Origin of the sequence: Sulfitobacter sediminis (assembly GCF_040811725.1) — a bacterium.
In the GTDB taxonomy this organism is placed as follows: domain Bacteria; phylum Pseudomonadota; class Alphaproteobacteria; order Rhodobacterales; family Rhodobacteraceae; genus Sulfitobacter; species Sulfitobacter sediminis.
In genome coordinates this window covers 309,524-323,555 of sequence record NZ_JBFNXX010000001.1, presented here as the reverse complement: position 1 = coordinate 323,555, position 14,032 = coordinate 309,524, and the positions used below count along the sequence as shown (strand labels likewise).

Genomic DNA, 14,032 nt, shown 5'->3' with positions numbered 1-14,032 from the left:
CCCGCTTCATCTTTCCAATACAACTCCGGCGCAACCCCGCCACGGGCACGCCGTCAGAGTTTCGCCAATGCCTCCGCCAGACGCCCCGCCCCGTGGCGGAAGGGATCGACCGTCGGCAACCCCATCTCCGCCTCGACCTTGGCGCAATAGTCCAGCGCTTCCTGTTCCCCCAGATGCTGGGTGTTGATCGAAATACCCGCCACTTCGCAGGCCGGGTTCGCCACCCGCGCCAGGGGCAGCGCGAGGTCGATGACCTGCTGGATCGTGGGCAGCTTGTACTCCGGCAGGCCGCGCATGGTCTTGCGCGTCGGCTCGTGGCAGACGATCAGCGCGTCGGGCTGGCCGCCGTGGATCAGCGCCAGCGTCACGCCGGAATAGGACACGTGATAAAGGCTCCCCTGACCCTCAATGATGTCCCAGTGATCCGCGTCATTGTCCGGGGTCAGGTATTCCACCGCACCGGCCATGAAATCCGCGATCACGGCGTCAAGCGGCACGCCCGCACCGGTGATCAGGATGCCGGTCTGTCCGGTGGCGCGGAAGGTGCTCTTCATACCCTTCTCCTGCATCGCACGGTCAAGCGCGAGTGCTGTGTACATCTTGCCGATGGAACAATCGGTGCCCACCGCCAGCACCCGCTTGCCCGTCCGCTTCTTGCCGTCGGCGATGGGGTACTGCACGTTCGGCACCCGCACATCATGCAGCGTCTGGCCGTGCACCTGAGAGGCCGCGACCAGATCGCCCTCGTTGGCTAATAGGTTGTGCAGACCCGAGGCTAGGTCATAGCCCATGCCCAGCGCCTCGATCAGCACGTCCTTCCACGCCTGGCTGATCACCCCGCCCCGGTTCGCCACGCCGATCACCAACGTGCGCGCACCAGCCGCCTTGCCTTCTTCGAGTGTCATGTCAGTGAGACCCACATCGGCCTTGCAGCCCGGCATGCGGAATTGCCCCACAGCGTTCTCGGGGCGCCAGTCCTTAATGCCCTGCGCCACCTTGGCGGCCAGCTGGTCGGGCGCATCGCCCAGGAAAAGGAGGTAAGGGGTCTCGATCATGGCACGGTCTCCGGCAGAAAGGTTTCGCAGCATCTTGGTCGAAATCCGCCGCAAGTCATTTGCAAATGGGCAGGCTCAGCGCCGGATGACGCAAAAACTTCGCCCATAGGAACAAAAATGTGCAAAATTCGTGCACGGCAACGAAACGTTACATGCTGCACCTGCGAAACAGCGCTTGCAGCAGCGGGCGCAATTTAATACCTGCTGGACCCGGATAATCCGCAACATTCTTTCGCCCGAGGACCACGCAAATGTCATTCCGCATCCAGCCCACGCCCCCCGCCCGCCCGAACCGCTGCCAGCTTTTCGGCCCGGGTTCGCGCCCCGCGATCTTCGAGAAAATGGCAGGCTCGGACGCGGATGTGATCAATCTCGATCTCGAGGATTCGGTCGCCCCCTCCGACAAGGACAGCGCGCGCCAGAACGTGATCGAGGCCATCGGCAGCGTCGACTGGGGCAACAAGACCCTCTCGGTGCGCATCAACGGGCTCGACAGCCCCTATTGGTACCGCGACGTGGTGGATCTGCTAGAAAACGCCTCCGAGCGGCTCGACCAGATCATGATTCCCAAGGTCGGCAACGCGGCGGACATCTATGCCGTGGACGCCCTCGTCACCTCCATCGAGGCCGCCAAGGGACGGAAGAAAAAGATCGCCTTCGAGGTCATCATCGAGAGCGCCGCAGGTATCGCCCACGTCGAGGAAATCGCCGCCGCCTCCCCCCGGCTTGAGGCGATGAGCCTCGGTGCCGCGGACTTCGCCGCCTCAATGGGCATGCAAACGACCGGAATCGGCGGAACGCAGGCCAACTACTACATGCACCACGAGGGCAAGAACTACTGGTCGGACCCCTGGCACTGGGCACAGGCCGCCATCGTCGCCGCCTGCCGCACCCACGGCGTGCTGCCGGTGGACGGACCCTATGGCGATTTCTCGGACGACGAGGGCTTCCGCGCGCAGGCCCGCCGCTCGGCCACGCTGGGCATGGTCGGCAAATGGGCGATCCACCCCAAGCAGGTGGCGCTGGCCAATGAGGTTTTCACCCCTTCTGAGGAAGCGGTGACCGAAGCGCGCGAGATCCTCGCGGCCATGGAAGAGGCCAAGGCCAAGGGCGAGGGGGCGACGGTCTACAAGGGGCGGCTGGTGGACATCGCCAGCATCAAGCAGGCCGAGGTGATCGTCCGTCAGGCGGAGATGATCGCGGGCTGAGCTTTCGGACTCGGCGCGTCCGACCCGCGCGGGGGCTGCGCCCCCGCGTTTCTGCGCTCCATGCCTGACGTCGCACGGGCCCTGAGGTTGCCGGGGCGCTGCCCCGTCGCGCAAGCGCGACTCCCCGGGACTTTATGGGGCCAGAAAGAGGGAGCGGGGTTTGCCTTGCCCCAGCCGCGCACGCGAGATTGCAAAGCGCGGGAGGCCACGTCATATAGGGCAGACCCAACGGCGGAGTGTGAGATGACCCAGTATCTCGATTTCGAAAAGCCCCTGGCCGAGATCGAAGGCAAGGCCGAAGAATTGCGCGCGCTGGCGCGGGCCAACGCGGAGATGGACATCACCGACGAGGCCAAGGCGCTTGACGCGAAGGCGGCCAAGCTTCTGGACGAGCTCTACGGATCGCTGACCCCTTGGCGCAAATGCCAGGTGGCCCGTCATCCGGAACGCCCCCATTGCACCGATTACATCGAGGCGCTTTTCACCGAGTACACGCCGCTGGCCGGGGATCGAAATTTTGCCGATGACCTTGCCGTCATGGGCGGGTTAGCCCGTTTCAATGACCGGCCCGTCATCGTGATCGGCCACGAGAAGGGCAACGACACCAAGTCCCGGATCGAGCGTAACTTCGGCATGGCGCGCCCCGAGGGTTACCGCAAGGCCGTGCGCCTGATGGAGCTTGCGGGCAAGTTCGGCCTGCCGGTGATCACGCTGGTGGATACCCCCGGTGCCTACCCCGGCAAGGGGGCTGAGGAACGGGGCCAGTCCGAGGCCATCGCGCGCTCGACCGAGAAATGCCTGCAGATCGGCGTGCCGCTGGTCTCGGTCATCATCGGCGAGGGCGGATCGGGCGGGGCCGTGGCCTTTGCCACCGCCAACCGCGTCGCGATGATGGAGCATTCGGTCTACTCGGTGATCACACCCGAGGGCTGCGCCTCGATCCTGTGGAAGGACGCCGAAAAGATGCGCGAGGCGGCCGAGGCCATGCGGCTGACTGCTGACGACCTGCGCAAGCTGGGGGTCACCGACCGTATCATTTCCGAACCCAAGGGCGGCGCGCACCGCCATCCAAAGGAAGCCATCGACGCCGTGGGCAAGGCCATTAGCGAAATGCTGAAAGAGCTTGATGGCAAGGATGCCAAGACGCTTGTTGCCGAGCGGCGGCGCAAGTTCCTCGACATGGGCGGCAAGGGTTTGGCCGCCTAGCCAGCGAGCTTCATCCGGAACCGTGGCCCCGGCGGCGGCAGGTCCTCGAACCCTGCCGCGCGGTAGACGGCGGCGGCTGCGGTGTTCTCCGGGTGGGTGCCCACGGTCATGTAGCGGCAGCCTTCGGCGCGGCATAGCGCGAGCGATGCGTCGATCAGCGCACGGCCGACGCCACTGCCGCGCGCCTGCTCGGCTACAAAAAGGTGGTGCATGTCCATCCCGCGCACCCCGAACTGCAGCTGCGCCAGCGGGCAGAGTGCGGCATAGCCCACAAGATCGCCGCGCCGTTCGGTGACCAGCACCCGCATCCAGGGCGGATCACCCAGGGCATCCCGCGCCAGCGTTTCAGGGGTCAGCGTGGCGATATCCTCGTGGTGGGCTGCAAGAGCGCGGACCATAAACAGGACGGCGGTCAGGTCGTCCGGCGTGATGGGTCTTACAATAAGATGGGTCATAGAAGTCCCCGCACCGCGCACCGCACGGAGATCGCCGCACGGGGGGCGGCGCATTTCTGATCGGGAACAGGAAGAAGAGCCGCGGTCAGGACGCGCGGCAATAGGTGACGATATGTTGATCGGCCATCATGGTCGCCACCATCGCCACAACACCCGGCAGGTCAAGCTTTTCGCGGCGCGGTGCCCTAGCCCGCCAGCATCCGTAGCCCCTGGGACACATCCGACCGCACCGCCAGCCGCAATCCGGGTTCATCCCCCGCCTTCAGCGCGGCGATGATCAGCCGGTGGAATTGCGGCGGCTCGGTTCGTCTGAGCCGTCCGTAAAGTGCGCGCATCGTCGGGCCCATTTGCAGCCAGACGGTCTCGGCCATGGCCAGCATCGCCGGGGCCTGGGCGCGCAGGTAGAGGGTGCGGTGAAACTCCAGGTTGGTGCGGATGTAGGCGACCGCATCGCCGCGCCCTACGGCTTCGGCGATGGCAGTGTTGATCGTCTGCATCCGGTCGATCAGCGCGAAATGCGCGCGCGGCAGGGCGCGGCTGGCCAGTTCCACCTCGATCAAGGCCCTGAGTGCCGCCAGTTCCTCGATCCGGTCGTTGCTGAGTTCGGGTGTCGAGATGCGGCCCGAGGCCGACATCGTCAGCGCCCCCTCTGCCACGAGGCGGCGCACCGATTCGCGCGCCGGGGTCATGGAGACGCCGTATTCCTTGCCCAGCCCCCTCAGCGTGAGCGCCTGTCCCGGTGGCAGGTCGCCGTGCATGATGCGGCTGCGCAAATGGCGATATAGCCGGTCATGGGCGTTGCTGCTGGCTTCGGTGGGACGGGCGGTGAGGGTCATGGAATGGTTGTGATCACAAAGACCGCACCCGTCAAGTCAGTCGTCCTTGAGCGGATCCAGTCCCCAATTCATCAAAGAATAGCGCCAGTTCGAATGGCCCACATCCTCGTCGGGGCCGCCCTGGGACAGGTGGCGCTTGATATAGCCCACAACGGTCGCCATGTGATCCCACTGGTCGTCGTTCAGGTCGTCCTTGTTGGTGCGCTTGATCTTGACGATACGGCGACCCGACTTGTGGCCGGTCGACTCGCCGCTATCGCTGTCGCCCACGGATTTCGATTCCTCCGATTGCAGCCAGTCTTCCAGCTCCTGCGGCGCCATGTTCACCAGGTCGCGCCATTCTTCCCAGATTTCGTCATGTGATTTCGACGATGCCATCGGTCTGCTCCTTGCATTGCGTTGCAGAAACAACCCGCCCAAACGCCAAAGGTTCATCGCGCGGCCGCGTCTGCGAGGGTCAGAACCGGAACCGGTGCAGCGCGTTGCCCTCGGTTCGCAGCCAATTGCGCGGCTCCTTGTAGGGCCCGTAGATTCGCTCGACCCCCGCCCAGAAGGCGGGCGAATGGTTCATCTCGGCCAGATGCGCGACCTCGTGCGCGGCGACATAATCCAGCACCTCCGGCGGTGTCATGATTAGCCGCCATGAGAACATCAGCGCTCCGTCGCTGGTGCAGGACCCCCAGCGCGAGCGGGTGTCGCGCATCGTGATGCGGGAATAGCTATGGCCCAGCCGGGCGGCATAATCGTCGCAAGCGCTGGCCAGCCGGTCCCGTGCCACTTCTCTCAGGTAAGCGCCGAGCCTCTTGCCCACGCGGTCCTCGGGCCCCGGCACGGCAATCTCGTCCCGGCCAAGCTGCACGCTCCGTCCCCGGCCCGGCACCACCTGCACGAGCCTACCGCCCAGCGGCAGTTCGGTGCCAAGACCGACCGTCACATCCGCGCCCCGCGCCTCCAGATGCTGGCGAATCCACGGCTCCTTTGACTGCGCAAAAGCCAAAGCCTCGCGCGCCGCCAGCCGTTTGGGCATGGTCAGCGTCACCCGCCCGTCAAGCTGGGAGATTCGCAGGCTGATCCGCTTGGCCCGCGCCGAACGGCGCAGTTTCAGCGGGATCGGCGGGTCTCCGGGCAGAAAGGTATCGCTCACGAATGTCGTCTCGTCCTCGGGGATCGGTCAAAGCCTTTGACAGTGCTTCCCTCATATGGCAGTTGCCCGGGATCATCTACACGCAAACGCTAATTCAAGAAGGGGTATTTCATGCCCAAGGAAGAATGGGGAACCAAGCGCGTCTGCCCCACGACAGGCAAGCGGTTCTATGACCTGAACAAAGATCCTATCGTCAGCCCCTATACCGGCGAAGTGCTGGAAGTGGATGCCGCCAAGTCTCGCATGATCGCGGCGGATGCAGAGGATGCCGCGTCGGCCAAGGCCAAGGAAGCCGATGTGGATGATGACGCCCTGCTCGATGATGATGATGACGACGTGGATATGGATCTCGACGACGATATCCTGGACGATGACGACGACGACGACGATACCGTCCCGCTTGACGATATAGCCGACGTCGGTTCCGACGACGACGAGTAAATTCGCCGTGGCGGGAGAGGATTTTTCCCTTGATCCCGCCCGGCAATCGGCCTAATCAGCCGCCTATCCGAGGTTTGATCCTCATGGGGCATTAGCTCAGCTGGGAGAGCGCCTGCATGGCATGCAGGAGGTCAGCGGTTCGATCCCGCTATGCTCCACCAACCATTCTCCCGCACCTTATCGATTGACGTCTTTCGCCAGACGCTCCCGCACGTGCGTCGAGACGCAGTGCCAGACCCTCCCTTACCAGGTTTCCCCGGACACAACCGACACGCACAGCCCGTGCGCGCTGCATGCATTGAATCAACATCGCTTGCCTAGCCGATATCGAAGAAAAGGAACGACACACCATGCGCCATCCCAATCCCCCCTATCATGGCACTTGCCTTTGCGGCGCCGTTGAAGTCCACGTCACCGCACCACCCCTCCTGACCACCGCCTGCCATTGCCGCGATTGTCAGAAACTCACCGCCAGCGCCTTCTCACTGACGACCTTGTTCCCTTCCGACAGCGTCTCCTGCACCGGCTCGCTGATCCGGGGCGGCCACCGGGCGGCCCCGCGAAACCATAGTTTCTGCGCCGCCTGCCTCACCTTCATCTATTCCCGCATCGAGGGCGCAGAGCACCGCATCAATTTGCGGACATCGATTCTGGACGATGCGCCCCTGTTCCCACCCTTCGTCGAGCTGATGACCGTGGACAAGATGCCATGGGCAGAGGTCCCCGCGACCCGCAGTTTCACCCACTTCCCTGAAACTTCCGAAGAACTGCAGGCGCTCATGGAGGCTTTTGCCCGCGGATAGACTGCCCATGGCCCCGGTCGCCGCCCTCCGCTTTGACCTTTGCCCCCAAACCGATACATATGCCGGGTCCGCACCACATGGCCCCAAATGACCCCCCTGACCCTGCAATCACTGACCGACCTCGCGCAGCTTGACGCCGACACCATCATCGACGTCCGCGCCCAGTCGGAGTTCGCCGAGGATCACCTGCCCGGTGCCATCAACCTGCCCGTGCTCAACGACGATGAACGCGCGCAGGTCGGCACGATCTACGCCCGCCAAAGCCCCTTTGACGCCCGCAAGATCGGCGGTGCGCTGGTCGCGCGCAACACCGCCCACCACCTGCAAACCGCACTCGCGGACAAGGAGGGCGGCTGGAAGCCCCTCGTCTACTGTTGGCGCGGCGGCCAGCGCTCGGGCGCCTTCGCCACGATCCTCGACCAGGTCGGCTGGCGCGTCCGGCGGCTCGAAGGCGGCTATCGGGCTTATCGCCGCCTCGTGGTCTCCATGCTCTACGACACCCCCCTGCCGCACCGCCTGATGCTGATCGACGGCGGCACCGGCACGGCCAAGACGGAACTGCTGCACCACCTCACCGAGGCAGGCGCACAAACGCTCGACCTCGAAGGCCTCGCCGCCCATCGCGGCTCCCTCTTCGGGGCTATCGCCACCGACCAGCCCGCGCAAAAGATGTTCGAAAGCCGCGTCGCCGCCGCACTCACCCGGCTCGACCCCAACCGTCTCACCTTTGTCGAGGCCGAAAGCAGCAAGATCGGCGAACGCCTCGTGCCGCCTTCCTTGTGGGAAAAGATGTGCACCGCCCCCCGCCTGCGCCTCTCCGCCCCGCTCGCCGCGCGCTGCCGCCTTCTCTGCCGCGCCTACGACGACCTGACCGAGAACGCGCAGCAACTCTCAGACCGCATCGACCAGTTGCGCCCCTACCACCCCGCCGACCGGATCGAGGCGTGGCACGCGCAGGCGCAATCGGGCGACTATGAGACCCTCGCAGCAGGCCTTATCGCCGATCACTACGATCCGCGTTACGCCAAATCCGCCGCCCGCAAGGAGGTCGCCATCACCGACATGGCCCTCCCCGATCTCGACCCCGCAACGCTGGAACAGACCGCCGCCCAAATCACCGCCCAGTTCACTTGAGCGTCACCTCCGGAGGCCCTTCCTCCAGCCGCCCGATCTCAAACCCTTCGCAACCCGCCTCCCTGAGCCGCGCCAGCACCCCCTCGGCCTCCAACGCAGGCACAGCCGCGAGCAGTCCCCCCGCCGTCTGCGGGTCATAGAGCAGCAGATCCTCGCCCCCCAGCGTACCCGCATCGGCCCGGTTTGTGGGCATCAGGCTCGACGACACCACGGCCTCCGACAATTCCCGCGCCCCCGCATAAACCGGCACCCGGTCGCGCCACAGCACCGCCCCCAGACCTGAGGCCACACAGATCGCCCGCAGATGCCCGGCCAACCCGAAACCCGTCACATCCGTCATCGCATGGGCCACCGCCCCCAGCACCTCCGCCTCGCGCGCCTGTGTCCGCGCCATCCGGGCCAGCAGTGCCGAGACATCGCGCCCGTCCGCCTGCCCCTCCATGTCGGCCGCCAGGATCACCCCCGACCCGATGGGCCGCGTCAGGATCAGCGCGTCACCGGGCCGCCCGCCCGCCACCGTCAGCGGCATCTCGTCCCGCGTGCCCGTCACCGTGAACCCGATGGTCAGCTCCGCCCCCATGGTCGTATGCCCGCCCACCAGCTGCGCGCCCGCCGCGCCCAGCACCGCGCGGATGCTTTCCATGATCTCGGCCAGCGTGCGCGCCTGCAATGCCGCCGACATCTGCGGCAGGATGACCTGCGCCAGCGCCACCTGCGGTTTCGCTCCCATAGCCCAGGCATCGCCCAGCGCATGCACCGACGCGATTCGCGCCATCGTCGCCGGGTCTTCCACGACGGCGCGCAGATGGTCCGTGCTGATCACCTGGAACGTCCCGTCCGGCTGGCGCAGCACCGCCGCGTCGTCCCCCGCCCCGGTCACGACCGGCCCCTCGGGTGCCGCGATGCCGCTCAACGCCCCCGACAGCACGCCACCGCCCACCTTCGCCCCGCAGCCTCCACACAAGGGCTTGGAAGCCAGCATCTCCCATACCCCCTCCGCTGCCTCCGCTGGCCGCGCCGGGCCCTGCATCTTCGGCAAGTTCGACAGCTTCTCCATGAAGGCCCGGTCAATCCGGTCCTTCCAGCGCCACATGTAGGGCCCCGAAAACGTCAGCCCGAATTTCTCCGCCAGCGCCGACTTATCGCCCAATGAGATCAGCTTCAGGTAATCCTTCTGTGGCCGCCAAGTCTTGCGGGCCCCACCGCTCAAAGCCGCCCGCAGGTTATGCTTTAGCACCGGTGCCGCCCGCACCGCGAAAACCCCCGCCTTGGGCCGTGGCGCATGGGGCATCACCGCGCAATCCCCCACGGCAAAAAGCGCCCTGTCCCCCGTCACCCCAAGGTCCGGCCCCACCTCGATGAATCCCTCCCGCTGCGGCAAATCCGTCCGCGCAATCCAGTTATGAGGAAAGGCCCCCGCCGCCCCCACGCATAGCGCCGCCGCCACCGGCTCCTGCCCTTCCAGCTTCACGCGGTCCGCACAGACCTCGGTCACGCGCGCGCCCGTCCGCACAGCGACCCCCAGTGCCGCCATCTCGGCCAGCATCACCCGCCGCGCCTTCTCCCCCACGCCGGATATCCGCGCGCCCCGCTCGATCACGGTCACCTGAGGGGTCGCCCCCTCTTGCCGCAACCGGAATGCCATCGCCATGGCGAGCTCGCAGCCCGCCACACCGCCCCCGATCACCGCGACCTCCGGTGCCACTTCCCCGGCCGCTACTTCCTCCAAGAACCGCCGCCAGCGCGCCGCGTAACGGTCCAAGGGCTTCGCCCCTATCCCATGCGCTGCAAACCCCGGTATCTCCATCCGCGCATGAATACCGACATCGATGGAAGCAACGTCATACCCCACCGGCCCCCGCCCCTCGAGGATCACCTGCCGCGCCGCCCGGTCGATCCCCACCGCCCGGTCCTCGATGAACCGCGCTCCTGCGTGCCGGCAGAGGCGCACCAGGTCGATCTCCAGATCGTCGCGCCCGTAATGCCCCGCCACATGCCCCGGCAGCATACCCGTATAGGGCGCCGTCGGCCCCGGGTTGATCACCGTCAGCCGCGCCCCCGGCAAGGGGTCCATCCCCCAGGCCTTGAGCACCAGCGCATGGGCATGCCCGCCACCGACCAACACGAGGTCCCGCGTCAAAGGCACGCCACTCAGCACCTCATGTTCCTCTTTCTGGCCATATAAAGTCCCGGGGTTTGGGGCAGAGCCCCAACAAATAATGTCGTGCCGGGCTTGCCCGGCTCCTTCGGATAACAGCTAACCCGATCATGCCGCTAATGAAAATCCCGCGACTTCGGGATCACCCGCACATCCCGCGGATGCCGCCGCCCCAGTCCCGCCCCCACCTGGCTCGGAATGGGCCGCGTCACCTCGTCCCCGCGCGCGTAGGTCGCCGGTACGCGCTCCGCCGACATGGTATCAAGCCGCGCCGTGCGGTCCTCCAACCGGTCGGCCACCACGTGAATGACCCGCCCGTCGCTCTGCACACGGCCATGCACGACCAAGAGGCGCGCGCCCATGATCACGGGTCGGAAATGCTCGAAGAGCTTCGGCCAGATCACCAGGTTCGCCACCCCGGCCTCGTCCTCCAGCGTGATGAAGCAAACCCCCTTCGCTGAACCCGGCTTCTGCCGGACCAGCACCAGCCCGGCGAGCGACACCCGCTGCCCGTGCGCCATTCCCGGCAGGGCATCGGTGCGCGCAAAGCCCTGTTTACGCAACGCAGCCCGGAAAAAGCTCATCGGATGCGCCTTCAGCGACAGCCGCAGCGTCTGGTAATCCGCCACCACATGCTCCGCCATCGGCATCGCGGGCAGGCTGACCTCCGGCTCCGCCCCCTCGTCCCTCGCCTCCGCCGCCTCGAAAATCGGCAAGCTGGGTGCATCCTTCAGCCCCTGCGCCTGCCAGAGTGCCGCCCGCCGGTCGATCCCCATGGACCGCATCGCATCCGCCGCCGCCAGCCTGCGCACCGTCCCGCGATCCAGCTTCGCCGCCTCCTTCAACCCCGCCACATCCTCGAACGGCACCTCCCGTGCTGCCACGATGCGCCGCCCCGCCTCCTCGCGCATCCCGTCGACCTGCCGGAAACCAAGGCGCAGCGCAAAGCCCTCCGCGCAAGGCTCCAGCGTGCAATCCCATTCCGACAGGTTCACATCCACCCCGCGCACCTCGACCCCGTGCTCCTTGGCGTCACGAACAATCTGCGCGGGCGCATAAAACCCCATCGGCTGGGAATTGAGCAAAGCACAGGCAAAGGCCGCCGGGTAATGGCACTTCATCCAGCTTGAAACATAGACCAGCTTGGCAAATGACGCCGCATGGCTCTCGGGAAACCCGTATTCCCCGAATCCCTTGATCTGATCGAAACACCGCTGCGCGAATTCCGCGTCATAACCGCGCTCGGTCATCCTCCCCACCATCTTCTGCTGCAAGGTCTCGATTGTCCCCCGCGACCGAAAGGTCGCCATGGCCTTCCTCAACTCGTTCGCCTCCGCGGGCGAGAACTTCGCCGCGTCAATGGCAATCTTCATCGCCTGTTCCTGGAAGATCGGCACCCCCAAGGTCCGCCCCAGAATGCGCAGCAATTCATCCTGCGGATGCTCCGGCCCCGGCGCGGGATATGACACCCCCTCGATCCCCTGCCGCCGCCGCAAAAACGGATGCACCATGTCCCCCTGAATGGGTCCCGGCCGCACGATGGCCACCTCGATCACCAGATCATAAAAGGTTCGTGGCCGCAGCTTGGGCAGCATCGCCATCTGCGCCCGGCTCTCCACCTGGAACACACCAAGCGAATCCCCAGCGCAGAGCATGTCATAGGTCGCCGGGTCCTCGTTCGGCACCGTGGCCAGCTCATAGTCCTCCTGGTAATGCGCCCTGAGCAAATCAAAGCACTTGGCGATACAGGTCAGCATCCCCAGCGCCAAAACGTCCACCTTGAAGATGCCCAAAGCGTCAATGTCATCCTTGTCCCACTCGATGAAGGACCGATCCGGCATCGCGCCATTGCCAATCGGCACCATCTCGGTCAACGGCCGCTCGGTCAGGATGAACCCGCCCACGTGCTGGCTCAGATGCCGCGGCATCCCCGTCATCTCCCGCGCCAGGTGCAGCACCTTGCGCAGGTACGGATCGTCAAGGTCGAGCCCCGCTTGGCTCACCCGCTCCTCCGGCATCTGCCCCTCGAAACTGCCCCAGACGGTCCCCGCCAGCTTCGAGGTCACATCCTCGCTGAGCCCCATCGCCTTGCCCACCTCGCGAATGGCCGAGCGCGGGCGGTAATGGATCACAGTTGCACACAGCCCCGCGCGGTCGCGCCCGTACTTGTCGTACATGTACTGGATCACCTCCTCGCGCCGCTCGTGCTCGAAATCCACGTCGATGTCCGGCGGCTCGTCCCGTTCCTCGCTCAAGAACCGCTCGAACAGCACGTCATGCTCTTCCGGATCGACGGAGGTGATCCCCAGACAGAAACAAACGGCGGAGTTGGCGGCAGACCCCCGCCCCTGGCAGAGGATCGGCGGCTCCGCCTGCTCGCGGGCAAAGCGGACGATGTCGTTGATGGTCAGGAAATACCGCGCGATCTTCTTCGTCCGGATGAGGTCAAACTCCTTCTCGATGATCCCCCTGATCCGGTCCGACACACCACCCGGATACCGCCGCGCCGCCCCTTCCCACGTCAGCCGCTCCAACTCTTCCTGCGCGGTGCGGCCATCGGGTTCGATCTCATGCGGATATTCGCACTGCAGATCGTCAAGAGAGAACGTGCAGGCATCCGCTACCTCTCGCGTGGCCCGAAGCGCGTGGGCCCAGTCGGCGAACAATCGGCACATCTCCTGCGGCGATTTCAGGTAGCGCTCCGCATTGGGCTCCAGCAGGAAACCGGCGCTATCAATCGTCACCCCCTCCCGAATGCAGGTCATCACGTCCTGCAAGGGCCGCCGGTGGGGCCGGTGATAAAGCACATCATTGGTCGCGAGGATGCAAAGCCCCGCCCCGCGCGCCATGCGGTCCAGCCGCGCGATCCGAGCCACGTCATCCCCGCGATAGAGATAGGCCGCGCCCACGTACCGCATCCCCGGCAAGGCTGCGGTCAGCCGCGCCAACCCCGCCTCGAAAACATCCAGCCCCTCGGGCGGCATCACGATCAGCTCCAGCCCCTCTGCATGTTCCGCCAGCATCTCCAGCGTCAGATGCGTCTCGCCCTTCTCCTGCCAGCCGCCGTCGATATCCGTCATCTTGCCCTTGCTCAGCAGCGTCGACAGCCGCGCATAGGCCTCCCGGTCGCGCGGATAGGCCAGCAGTTCCGCACCGCACATCAGCACCAGCCGCGCGCCAATGAGCGGGCGCACCTTGGCCTTCTTCGCCTCCGTATGGATACGCACCACCCCCGCCAGCGTATTGTGATCCGCAATCCCCATGGCGTCATAGCCCAGCAGGTTCGCCGTCGCCGTCAGGTCCACCGCATCCGAGGCCGCGCGCAGGAAGGAAAAACAACTCGCCAGCCCCAGCTCCACGAAGGGGCTGGGAGGATGCTGACGGAACGGGTCGTCCCCTTCCAGCGTGCGGCGTTTATGTCCTTCCTGCTGGGGCATGTCGTATCAACCATGCGCTAAGGGCAGCCCCCTCCCTGGAGGGGGTTTTGCAACGAGACCGCTTGGCAACCGGCTGAAATCCGCATGAACGTCCCGCTTGTCGAGACGCCGCAAAAGCCCCCTCCTTGGGGGAGGGAGGGGGCTGCCCGTGGTTC

Annotated in this window: 12 protein-coding genes and 1 tRNA gene; 6 read left to right on the top strand and 7 right to left on the bottom strand. The window is 65.6% G+C overall.

All coding sequences use genetic code 11. The features are described from left to right. Positions 1-53: 53 nt before the first annotated feature. Complete coding sequence (gene dgcN / locus AB2B41_RS01550) at positions 54-1,055, bottom strand: N-acetyltransferase DgcN (RefSeq protein ID WP_367875978.1); 1,002 nt, start codon at positions 1,053-1,055, stop codon at positions 54-56. A 251-nt stretch (positions 1,056-1,306) separates the two neighbouring features. Between dgcN and AB2B41_RS01545 the strand changes: the two genes are divergently transcribed. After that, the gene (locus AB2B41_RS01545; protein ID WP_367875977.1) at positions 1,307-2,263 is read left to right on the top strand and encodes an L-malyl-CoA/beta-methylmalyl-CoA lyase; all 957 of its coding nucleotides are present in this window, start codon (positions 1,307-1,309) and stop codon (positions 2,261-2,263) included. A gap of 243 nt (positions 2,264-2,506) precedes the next feature. After that, positions 2,507-3,469: an acetyl-CoA carboxylase carboxyltransferase subunit alpha gene (locus AB2B41_RS01540; protein ID WP_367875976.1), complete on the top strand. Its 963-nt coding sequence runs from the start codon at positions 2,507-2,509 to the stop codon at positions 3,467-3,469. Here AB2B41_RS01540 and AB2B41_RS01535 read toward each other — a convergent pair. From AB2B41_RS01535 to AB2B41_RS01520, 4 genes are all read right to left on the bottom strand, one after another. Further along, complete coding sequence (locus AB2B41_RS01535; RefSeq protein WP_367875975.1) at positions 3,466-3,924, bottom strand: GNAT family N-acetyltransferase; 459 nt, start codon at positions 3,922-3,924, stop codon at positions 3,466-3,468. The two genes, AB2B41_RS01540 and AB2B41_RS01535, sit on opposite strands and share 4 nt — an antisense overlap. Before the next feature lie 185 nt (positions 3,925-4,109). Further along, positions 4,110-4,760: a GntR family transcriptional regulator gene (locus AB2B41_RS01530; RefSeq protein WP_367875974.1), complete on the bottom strand. Its 651-nt coding sequence runs from the start codon at positions 4,758-4,760 to the stop codon at positions 4,110-4,112. A 36-nt stretch (positions 4,761-4,796) separates the two neighbouring features. Beyond that, a complete protein-coding gene (locus AB2B41_RS01525) occupies positions 4,797-5,138 on the bottom strand; it encodes a DUF3140 domain-containing protein (protein WP_367875973.1) in 342 nt (113 codons plus the stop codon). A gap of 79 nt (positions 5,139-5,217) precedes the next feature. Continuing rightward, positions 5,218-5,904 (bottom strand): M48 family metallopeptidase, encoded by a 687-nt coding sequence (locus tag AB2B41_RS01520; protein WP_367875972.1) that lies wholly within the window; start codon positions 5,902-5,904, stop codon positions 5,218-5,220. A gap of 111 nt (positions 5,905-6,015) precedes the next feature. Here AB2B41_RS01520 and AB2B41_RS01515 point away from each other — a divergent pair, with 111 nt between their 5' ends. From AB2B41_RS01515 to mnmH, 4 genes are all read left to right on the top strand, one after another. Beyond that, entirely contained in the window at positions 6,016-6,345 is a 330-nt protein-coding gene (locus tag AB2B41_RS01515; RefSeq protein ID WP_367875971.1) for a TIGR02300 family protein, read from the top strand. 85 nt (positions 6,346-6,430) lie between these two features. Continuing rightward, a tRNA-Ala gene (locus tag AB2B41_RS01510) sits at positions 6,431-6,506 on the top strand. Positions 6,507-6,695: 189 nt separating this feature from the next. Beyond that, positions 6,696-7,148 carry a GFA family protein gene (locus tag AB2B41_RS01505; RefSeq protein ID WP_367875970.1) on the top strand — a complete coding sequence of 151 codons (453 nt, stop codon included), beginning with the start codon at positions 6,696-6,698 and terminating at the stop codon, positions 7,146-7,148. An 87-nt stretch (positions 7,149-7,235) separates the two neighbouring features. Then, positions 7,236-8,282 (top strand): tRNA 2-selenouridine(34) synthase MnmH, encoded by a 1,047-nt coding sequence (gene mnmH, locus AB2B41_RS01500; RefSeq protein WP_367875969.1) that lies wholly within the window; start codon positions 7,236-7,238, stop codon positions 8,280-8,282. On the opposite strand, the gene selD is transcribed toward mnmH, so the two are convergent. Together selD and AB2B41_RS01490 are read right to left on the bottom strand one after the other, a co-directional pair. Next, positions 8,275-10,437, bottom strand: coding sequence for a selenide, water dikinase SelD (gene selD / locus AB2B41_RS01495; RefSeq protein ID WP_367876167.1), 2,163 nt, complete (start codon positions 10,435-10,437; stop codon positions 8,275-8,277). The genes mnmH and selD overlap by 8 nt on opposite strands. 119 nt (positions 10,438-10,556) lie before the next feature. After that, a complete protein-coding gene (locus AB2B41_RS01490; protein WP_367875968.1) occupies positions 10,557-13,877 on the bottom strand; it encodes an error-prone DNA polymerase in 3,321 nt (1,106 codons plus the stop codon). Between the last annotated feature and the right edge of the window lie 155 nt (positions 13,878-14,032).